A 10,093-nucleotide genomic window follows, 5' to 3' on the forward strand; every position below is an offset into this window, starting at 1 on the left:
AGAAAGACTTAATGATTTCAAACGTAAATAGTTCAAATCTTTCATAAAACGTGAGCTCCCATAATTTCCCCATTTGTAATTATTGATTCGGCGAGGAACATCTGTAACGTCACCAGGTTTTTGCCATCTGTCTAACTGTTCGGTTGACATATTATACCATACCTGATATCCATCTGTATCTGTAAGACTTGTTCTCCAAGTGTCGAATACTTTTCCACCTAAAGAGAAATTGAAAAGCATACTCAATTCTAATCCTTTCCATGAAACAGAGTTTCTCCATCCACCAGTTAGTTTTGGGTCTGGTTTGCCGATAATTACACGTTGAGCTTGAGTTGGGTCTTTTGTCAACTCTCTGTTTATGCTACCATCTTCGTTGACTGTATTTAATACCCATTGTTCCTCACCGGTTTGTGGGTCTACACCAGCCCATTCACGGCTCCACCATGAATAGTATGATTCTCCTTCACGAATAATACTGGTACCATCAATGATATCTTTTCCTCCATAAAGCTTGGTTACTTTATTGCTATTGTGTGATAATGCTAAACCTGTATTCCATCTTACTTGTGAATGCTTGAATACGTCCACGTTGATGTCTACTTCTACACCTTGATTTTTCATTTCACCAACATTCTTCAACATTGTTTGGAAACCCACAGCCATTGATGTAGGAACATCTTGTAACAAATCGCTTGTACGACGTGTATAATAATCGAATGTAATGTTTAAGCGGTCAAAAAGACGGGCGTCGAATCCAATGTTGAGATTCTTATTCTTTTCCCATGACAGGTCAGGGTTGGGAACGGAAGTAGGAGCAGAGCCTGGTTTGTCTTGATAGTTATATCCATATCCATATAGACTTAAATGACTATAATATGAATTGGGAAGAGTACCATTAATACCATAAGATGCTCTTATTTTCAAATCGTTTAGCCATGTTAAATCATGTAAGAACTCTTCCTGTGTCATTCTCCATGCTGCAGAAACTGACCAGAAATTAGCCCAACGGTTGTTGGCTCCTAAACGTGAACTTCCATCACGACGGAAATTTCCTGATATATAGTATTTGTTGTCATAATCATAATTTACGCGAGACAAAAGTGACAGCAAATGGTCTTGCTTATAATAAGCAGCTCCTTCCATTGGAGTTGCGGCATTGACAGATTCTGGTAGTTTATTGTGTGGATATCCACCTTGTGTGGCTAATACATACTCAATACGACGGTCATCCACATCCCATCCAACTAATACATCCAAATTGTGCTTCTGATTAAAAGTCTTTATATAGTTTAATGTGGTAGAAGAGTAAATATTGTTTTGATTCAAAATATAATTGGCACCTATACCTCCCATTTGGCTACCATTATTTGAATCTAAAGGCCAATAAGTCAGTGATCTATTAGATACATAGTCATAACTTACATTTTCTTTAAGGGTTAATCCGTCAAGAATCTCATAAGAAGCCCATAAATTATTTAAACTTCTAAATACATTTGATTCATTTTTATCCTTTTGCAAATCTTCTATTGGGTGTGAACTAGGGAAATAAGCCTGAATAATTGGGTTTGACATATCATAGTTCCCTTCTTCATCATAAATTCGTATGTTAGGGGTAATCACATGGTTAAGCAAGAAGAAAGGATTGGCATAAGCTGTTCCTTCACTAACAACAGAAGACTTCTGTTTTGCTAGTGAAATATTTGCTCCCATTTGCCATTTATTATCTGCAGAACGGTGAGTTGCATTAATACGTCCGATAAATCCATCCATTTTAGAGTTGTTGGCTTTACCTTGGTCTTTTTTGTATGCTAAAGAAGCAAAGAATGAATTTCGTTCATCACCTCCTTGAGCAGAGAATTCGTAGTTTTGTGAGGAACCATGTTTGCGAAATAAAGCAGATTCCCAGTTTTCATTATAGTCAGGTGCATAAGTATCGGCTGCAGCCTGAGCGTAAGCCTTTGCCTGTTCTTCTGTGGCTGGAGTATAATTGCCGTCTGCATCAGGGATACCATAGAGTACAGCTTCGTTATAAGCTCCTTCATAGGTTAATTCTCGGCGTTGAGTACCATTTACATTTTCACGATTTTTCATAGCCCAATCAGAGAAACCCCAGTTTGCTTTAAAGTTAATACGAGTCTTTCCTGCTTTTCCTTTTTTTGTCGTAATTAGGATTACACCATTGGCTGCTCTCGATCCATACAACGAGGCTGCTGCTGCATCTTTTAACACTGTAATATTTTCAATGTCACTGGGGTTAATAGAGGACATGATGTTAAATGATTTGCTGTCTCCTGAAACAGCTGAAATAGCTACGTCTCCGGAAACAACAGGAACACCATCTACTACATATAAAGGTTCATTAGTTGCATTCATTGAACCTGTACCTCTTACGCGAATTTCTAATGCAGCGCCAGGTTGTCCACTGTTACTGTTTATTGTCAAGCCAGGAGTTGTACCAGCAAGAGCCTGCTCAAAAGATGTGACAGGAATATCCTTTAAAGCTTTCGCGCCATCCACAGAAGCGGCTGCTCCTGTAAATGATGACTTTTTAGCCGTACCATACGCAACAACCATTACTTCATCAAGTTGTTCGGCATCAGACTTCAACACCACATTGACGTTCGGCTTAATCTTCACTTCCTGCGATTGCATTCCGATGAAAGAAATGACCAAAGTTCCGGCGGAACTATGCACTTTATAATTTATTGACAACCAGATAATTGTATGAATAACTAGGCGCATCATACAGAAAAAGATTATAGCTAGATAATTTGTGAATGTGTCATTTAGAGTAATTTTCTACCTGATAAATACCTTGTTTTTTCAAGGCTCTTTTAATGGAATAAATTTAATCAAAGAGCAAATTCCATCTCCTATTATGCTTTTTTATATTCTCTAAATATATTCTTTTAAACTCTCTCATAAATTCTCTGTTTCATACTGCGAGATATGTATTTCACACTGTGAAATACATATCCCACACTGTGGTTTTTGTATCCCACAGTGTGAAACAGAGAATTCCTTTCAACGAAGGAAAGTATATTCAAGGAGAGTTTTATTTTATTTAAGGCCATACTGAAAAATTATTGTCGCTATAATTATTCTTATTTTATTATAAGGAACAACATGAAAATAATTCTTTGCCAATAATTTTGTTCACTTTCTTAGAACTTACATTTCTTCAAGTCTTTGATAATCGTTCCAGAGAAAATATCACTATATCCCTGAGTAGTTTTTACACTTTGATGCCCCAATAGCTTTTGGACTGTAGTTATTTGAGCCCCATTGTAAATTAAAAGAGTAGCATTAGTATGTCGGGCCGTATGAAATGAAAAGTGTTTTTCTATTTTAGCCAACATACCGATTTTCTTTAAATCCTTATTTACGGAGGAATTCGATTTTAGGTGAAAAAAATCATTTACATTCTGATGATATTCCTGCAATAACCGGAGAGCTTTTCCTTGAAAAAGAAGATATAATGGTATGCTGACTTCCGTATTAGTCTTTACAGTTCTAAATATAAGCCATTTTTCTCCTTTTATCGCAACAATGTTTTTTTCATTAAGAAGTACAAAGTCTGAATACCGAACTCCTGTGTAACAACAAAATAAAAAAGCCTTTAAACTGTGCATTAGCGATTTTGAATACAATGAAAGTTCCAGTTTCTCCAATTTTCTGATTTCTTCAGGAAGCAGAAAACTATGTTTGCTCTGAGTCGTTTTTATCTGGTATTTTCTGAACGGATAATTTTCCGGCTGAATGTATCCTCTTTTAATAGCCTCGTTAACAAAAGTCCTTAATTGCCTCATGTGTTTGGCAATTGTATTTGTCTCGTACATTTTTTGTCGCATGAAATCTTCAAACTCAAGAAGAAATGAATAAGTTATATCTTCAAATTCAATAGAAGAGCGAAAGTTATTAAGCAAATCCAATGTCGTTAAAAGATTCTTTTTGGTAGCATCCTTGCGTAATGAATGTTCTACCCAGTTTCTACCAAAGGACAAAAATGTCATTTTTTCAGTATCATTTTGACGGCTTATAGTTTTAAAAGCAGACAAGTTAATATGCACACCACGTTTCCATGATTTTAATTCTTCCCATTGTAATTGCAAAATAAATTCTTCCAACATTCGATTCAGCTCCTCAGAGTGTGGATGTTGAATGATTCTGTTATGACGATTGTCCCATTGTTGCGGATTGACATATATTCCTGTCGAAATGTAAACCTTTTTGCGATTTCTATAAGCTTCTACCTGAATAAGAGCATTACCTGATTTGTTTAACTTCTTTTTACGATTGTAGACCAATCTGAAATAAATCTTGTTCATACTATATTGTTTTTAAGAAAATATGCAGATAATATGCAGTAAGAAGAAGTTTATTATCTATATAGTACCTATTTTAACCAAATTAAAAGTAACAAGTATCTGGCGAAAAAGGATTCATATTTTGGCATTACAACAAAGACTATGCATAAGAAATGCACATCATTTACTTTATAAAAACATACTTTTGCATGAAAGTGGCAGGTATAAGTGTTAAAAAGCAACCTATTCGGGGAATTTTATTGAAAATGGTATAAATATTTAAAAAGATATTACTACTTTTGCCTCTTGTTAGAGTGAATGAATTTTTATTAATGTAAAGTTAAACTTTAAGAGAGATTTTTATGAAAAGAAAATTGATGCTGTTAATGACCTGCCTGATGATAGGTATTGGTCTGGTAAACGCTCAAATCTCAAAGGTGACGGGTAACGTTACTTCTGAAGAGGATGGTTTACCTGTAGTGGGCGCATCAGTATTGGTAAAAGGTACCACTGTAGGTACTGTTACCGACATTGATGGTAATTTTACGTTGACTAACGTGCCAAGTTCCGCCGGAACTTTGGTCATTTCTTTCATCGGAATGCAATCGCAGGAAGTGAAGATTAAGCCGAACGTCAATGTGGTACTGAAGTCTGATGCTGAGGCACTTGATGAAGTTGTGGTTGTCGGATATGGTAGTGCTAAAAAGGTAGGGACTGTAGTTGGTTCTATTGCAAATGTTACCTCTGAGAAGATAGCTTCAAGACCAGTGGTAAACGTGATGGATGCGTTGCAAGGTCAGGTTGCAGGTCTTCAAGTGTTTACAAGTTCTGGTGACCCGGGAGATAAAAGCATGGCTGCATCTTCTTATTTGCGTGGTATAGGCTCTCTAACAGCAGGAAATGCACCTCTATATGTTTTGGATGGTTCTCCTGTAAGTTCTGAAATTATGAGCATGATGAACCCTAATGACTTTGCGAGCGTAACCGTGTTGAAAGATGCTTCTGCAACTTCTATTTATGGATCACGTGCTGCCAATGGTGTTATTTACATAACCACCAAAAGAGGTAAAATGAATGAAAAGGCTGTAGTTACAGTCTCAGGTAATTATGGAGTCTCTATGTTAGCAAAAGATGTTGCCACTCCAATGAGCTCAAGCCAATTATTAGGTTATCAGTTAAAACATGGAATTATTACTCAAGAAACCTATGATAAATATATGGCTTCTGGAGTTAATACCAACTGGCAAGATTACTTCTTTAAAAATGCTCCAACTTATCAGGGAAATCTTTCTGTTCAAGGAGGTGGTGATAAGTCTCTTTACTATTTGTCTGCTTCGTATATGAACCAAGAAGGTATTGTATATGGTTCGGGTTATGAAAGATATACTTTGCGAGCTAACTTAGAAACAAAAGTTAATGATTGGTTGCGTATTGGAGCTAATATAGCTGGAGCTTATGATATGACAGAGACCTCTCTATACACTTATCAAGGATCGAATTATACTGCAGGTGGTATTTTGGGGACACTGCTAAATCAACCTTATTTTAATCCTTATGATGAAAACGGCAACCGCTTGGAAAAAATTCCGGGTTTAAACAGCTATGATCCCAATTATCTTACTGATAAGAGTCCCAATAAAGGAAATCAGGCTCAATTTAATGGAAACGCTTTTATTCAACTTACTCCAATAAAAGGGTTGACTTTACGTTCTCAATTAGGCATTGAAGCTTATGATTATCGTAAAACTTCAAAAAAACTTTCTTCTCATCCTAGTGTAGACGGAATTGGTACTACTACTGAACTTTTCAAGAGAAATTCTCAGTTCACAATTACTAATACAGCTGAATATAAATTTGATGTTAATTACGATCATCATATAACCTTATTGGCTGGACAAGAAGGTATTAAAAGTAATTTCAGTGGTTTTGTCAGCAAGACGACAGGACAAAATGATGACCGCTTGTCTGGAATCTGGAGTGGAACCAGCGCACTTTTGGTGAATTTAGATGATTATAGTGGAAGCATGAACCCTTATTCTTATGCATATTTATCATTCTTCGGACGTGCAGAATATGCATACAAAGAAAAATACTATGCTGATTTTTCTGTACGTAATGATGCTTCATCTCGTTTCGGCGCAGACAATCGTGCAGCTACTTTCTTCTCTGGCGGATTAATGTGGAATATCAAAGAAGAAGACTTTTTGAAAGATGTGGATTTCTTGACATCTTTAAAATTAAAAGGAAGCGTAGGATCTACAGGAAACTCTGAAATTGGTAATTATGATCATTTAGGACTTGTAGGAACTCGTAATTATAATACACAGGGAGGATGGTATATTTCTGCTCCTGGAAATGAACAGTTAGGCTGGGAAACACAGATTTTGACTAACATAGGAATTGAAGCATCATTCTACGACCGTATCCGTACGGAAATCACATGGTATAACCGCAAGACAAAAGATATGCTGATGGAAGTACCGGTACCTTATACCAGTGGGTTCTCCACAATTATGCAGAATATCGGTTCCATGAAAAATACAGGTGTGGAATTGTCTTTGGGAGTAGATATTATTAAAACAAAGGACATGTTATTGCAATTCAACATGAACTATGCTTATAATAAGAATGAAATCACTGAATTGTTCTATGGTTATGAAGAATGGCCAATGCCTAGTTATTCTTTAACTTACAAAGTTGGAGAACCTCTTCAGTTCTATATGCCTGTCTTTGCAGGAGTGGACCCAGCAGATGGTAAGCAAATGTGGTATGTACCAGGAACAGACGGTGAGACAACAAAAGATGTGGATTTGGCTAATTCTGGAGCATTGAATCAAGCCACAGGTGTAACGCAATATGCACCCCATACAGGTGGATTTAACTTAAACTTTTCTTGGAAAGGTCTCTCCATTGGCGCTGACTTCGCGTGGGTTTTAGGTAAGCATATGGTGAACAATGACCGATATTTCTCTGAGAACCCAGCAAATTTCGCAGGAAAGAACCAATCTACAGAAGTGCTTAATGAATGGGAAAATCCTGGAGATGTTACTAACATGCCTAAGTTTGGCGAAATTATGATATTTGATACTCATTTGTTGGAAAACGCTTCTTTCTTGCGTTTAAAGAATTTGGCAGTAGGATATCAATTCCCTAAAAACTGGCTGGAAAAAACGAAAATTATTAAAAACTTTAAGATAACAGCTGCTGCACGTAACTTGTTTACTATCACAAAATATAAAGGTGCAGATCCTGAAATTGATTCAAATTTAACGTTTGGGGCATTCCCGAATACCAAACAATTTACAATTGGAGCTGAAATCACATTCTAATTCAAAACGACATATATTATGAATAAAATAGTCTTAGGAACTTTATTTTCTGCAATGGCAGTTCTGACGGCATGTGATTTGGACAAATATCCAGAAACAAACATTTCGACAGAAACAGCTTGGCAAACTATAGATGATGCAACCCGTTTTGAAACCGGTTTGTATTCATTTCTGCAAACTATAAACGGAGGTCTTTATATCTATGCAGCCGATTATCAGTCTGACCTATTTAACGCTACATATTCTTTTTCAAATAGAGGTGGTGACTTGCATCGATGGGACTTCACAAGTTCACAATATGATATAGAAGACATTTATAAGAATAACTATTTCTGTATTACTAATTGTAACAACATAATTAATAATGTAGACAATATAGCTCTTGAAAGTGAAGATGAGCAGCAAAAGGCTAAAAATATAAAGGGTACAGCTTACTTAATACGTGCACTATGTTACCATACTCTTGCTGTCCGTTTTGCTAAAGATTATGAGCCTGAAACAGCTTCTTCAGATTTAGGTTTGCCGTTGGTTCTTGATGTAGACCCGAATGCTAAGCCAAGTCGTTCTTCATTAGCTGATACCTACAAGCAAATCAAATCAGATATTACTGAAGCAAGAAAATTAATGACAACAGAAGGTGCTTCAAATTCAATTTACTTAACTACTGATGTAATTGATGCATTGGAAGCACGTGTAGATTTGTATATGCACAACTATGCAGAGGCTGTAACTATATCAGAATCTTTGATTAATAAATATCCATTGTCTACGACAAAAGATAATTTATCAAAAGTATTCCTGAATGATGAAGGAAGTGAAATTATATATAAAGTGTTCTTATCTATAGACGAAAGAACCAATGAGCTTCCTTATTATTTATATTGGAATACGTCTATCAATAGTTATAGTCCTGATTTTGTACCTTCACAATGGGTTATCGATTTATACGAAGACAATGACATAAGAAAGGATACATATTTCTTGCGTACAAAAGTAGTTTGCGGAGATAAATCTGCTGATAATATCTATATGCTGAATAAATATCCTGGAAACCCAGATTTAAAAACAACGACTTATGAATATTATAATATGCCTAAGTTGTTTAGAAGTGCAGAATTTTACTTAATAGCAGCTGAAGCTTCCTATAAAGAAGGTAATGAACCTGCAGCTTTAGGATATTTAAATGATTTGCGTACTCAACGTGGTGCATCTTCTCTTAATAATAAAAGTGGGGATGAATTATTTAAATCGATTAAGGAAGAATGGATTAGAGAATATATTGGTGAAGGAATGCGTTTAAATGACCTGAAAAGATGGCATGATGGATTCCAACGTCATGATCCTCAAGATCTTAATATCCTATCGATTGGAACTGGCATGGAGTCTCTAAATATTAGTTCTGAAAATCAAAAGTTCGTATGGGAGATTCCGGCTAATGATCAAAATGCTAATAGTAACTTATCTCCAAACTGGAATTAAAGTTTACAATTAATTTATTAAAAGGCTACCACTTACTGGTAGCCTTTTATTTTGATTTCCTTGATTAGACTAATAATTTTTGGGGGTCACTTCATTTTGAGGCAATCTCTTTTTTCGTCTTATCCACTTAAAAACTGGTCTTTTTATTAGAATGAACTTCTTAATAATACAAAATAAATGCAATTTTATTTTATTTGTATTCACTTTTTATACACTTGGAAAAGTGGAAGCAAGTTTCTAAAAACCATCTGTTTATCTCTTTTAATATCGTTTTGCTCCCTGTAAATAAAATTTAGTGTAAAATTGCCCGCTGTTTTATAAATTCTCTTTATTTTCTTACATTTGCGCCCCGTTTGTGATAAATGTATTAGACTAACTTAACTAAATTAAAAGAGAGATTTTATGAAACAAAGAATGACGTTGTTCATGGCCATTCTTCTGATAGGGATTGGTCTGTCAAACGCCCAAGTTTCTCAAGTGACCGGTAATGTAATGTCGGAAGAAGACGGATTGCCGGTAGTGGGCGCATCGGTGTTGGTAAAAGGTACTACTGTAGGGACAGTGACTGACATTGATGGAAACTTTACAATTTCTGGTGTACCGGCTTCGGCAAAAACTTTAGTAGTTTCTTTTATCGGCTTGCAGAGTCAGGAAGTTGCTGTGAAACCGGTGGTAAACGTTGTGTTGAAATCGGATGCGCAGGCTTTGGAAGAAGTGGTGGTTGTGGCGTATGGTACGCAGAGCGCACGTACGGTGACTGCTTCAGTAGCTTCAATCCGTAACGATGCGTTAAAGGACGTGCCTAATACAAGTTTGGACCAGATGATGCAGGGACGTGCCTCTGGTTTGAATGTAACGACTCCTTCTGGAGGAGTAGGTCAGGCTCCTGTAGTACATATTCGTGGTGTAAACTCTATTACTTCGGGTACTTCTCCTTTGTACGTAGTGGATGGAATGCCGATTCAGTCGGGTGATTTG

Annotated in this window: 5 protein-coding genes; 3 read left to right on the forward strand and 2 right to left on the reverse strand. The window is 36.2% G+C overall.

Annotated elements, in window-relative coordinates; all coding sequences use genetic code 11:
- Together WKT20_RS16760 and WKT20_RS16765 are read right to left on the reverse strand one after the other, a co-directional pair.
- The coding region (locus WKT20_RS16760; RefSeq protein WP_340417772.1) for a SusC/RagA family TonB-linked outer membrane protein at positions 1-2,745 on the reverse strand (2,745 nt) is incomplete at its 3' end.
- Between the two features lie 419 nt (positions 2,746-3,164).
- Positions 3,165-4,328 (reverse strand): site-specific integrase, encoded by a 1,164-nt coding sequence (locus WKT20_RS16765; RefSeq protein ID WP_340417773.1) that lies wholly within the window; start codon positions 4,326-4,328, stop codon positions 3,165-3,167.
- A gap of 341 nt (positions 4,329-4,669) precedes the next feature.
- On the opposite strand from WKT20_RS16765, the gene WKT20_RS16770 reads away from it, so the two are divergent.
- The 3 genes from WKT20_RS16770 to WKT20_RS16780 all read left to right on the forward strand — a co-directional run.
- Complete coding sequence (locus tag WKT20_RS16770) at positions 4,670-7,636, forward strand: SusC/RagA family TonB-linked outer membrane protein (RefSeq protein ID WP_270661847.1); 2,967 nt, start codon at positions 4,670-4,672, stop codon at positions 7,634-7,636.
- An 18-nt stretch (positions 7,637-7,654) separates the two neighbouring features.
- A complete protein-coding gene (locus WKT20_RS16775; RefSeq protein ID WP_340417774.1) occupies positions 7,655-9,115 on the forward strand; it encodes a RagB/SusD family nutrient uptake outer membrane protein in 1,461 nt (486 codons plus the stop codon).
- A gap of 402 nt (positions 9,116-9,517) precedes the next feature.
- Positions 9,518-10,093 (forward strand): carboxypeptidase-like regulatory domain-containing protein (locus WKT20_RS16780; RefSeq protein WP_340417775.1); only part of this gene is annotated, 576 nt, incomplete at its 3' end.

It is taken from the genome of Phocaeicola sp. ICN-14070 (assembly GCF_037892625.1).
Taxonomy (GTDB): Bacteria; Bacteroidota; Bacteroidia; order Bacteroidales; family Bacteroidaceae; genus Phocaeicola; species Phocaeicola plebeius.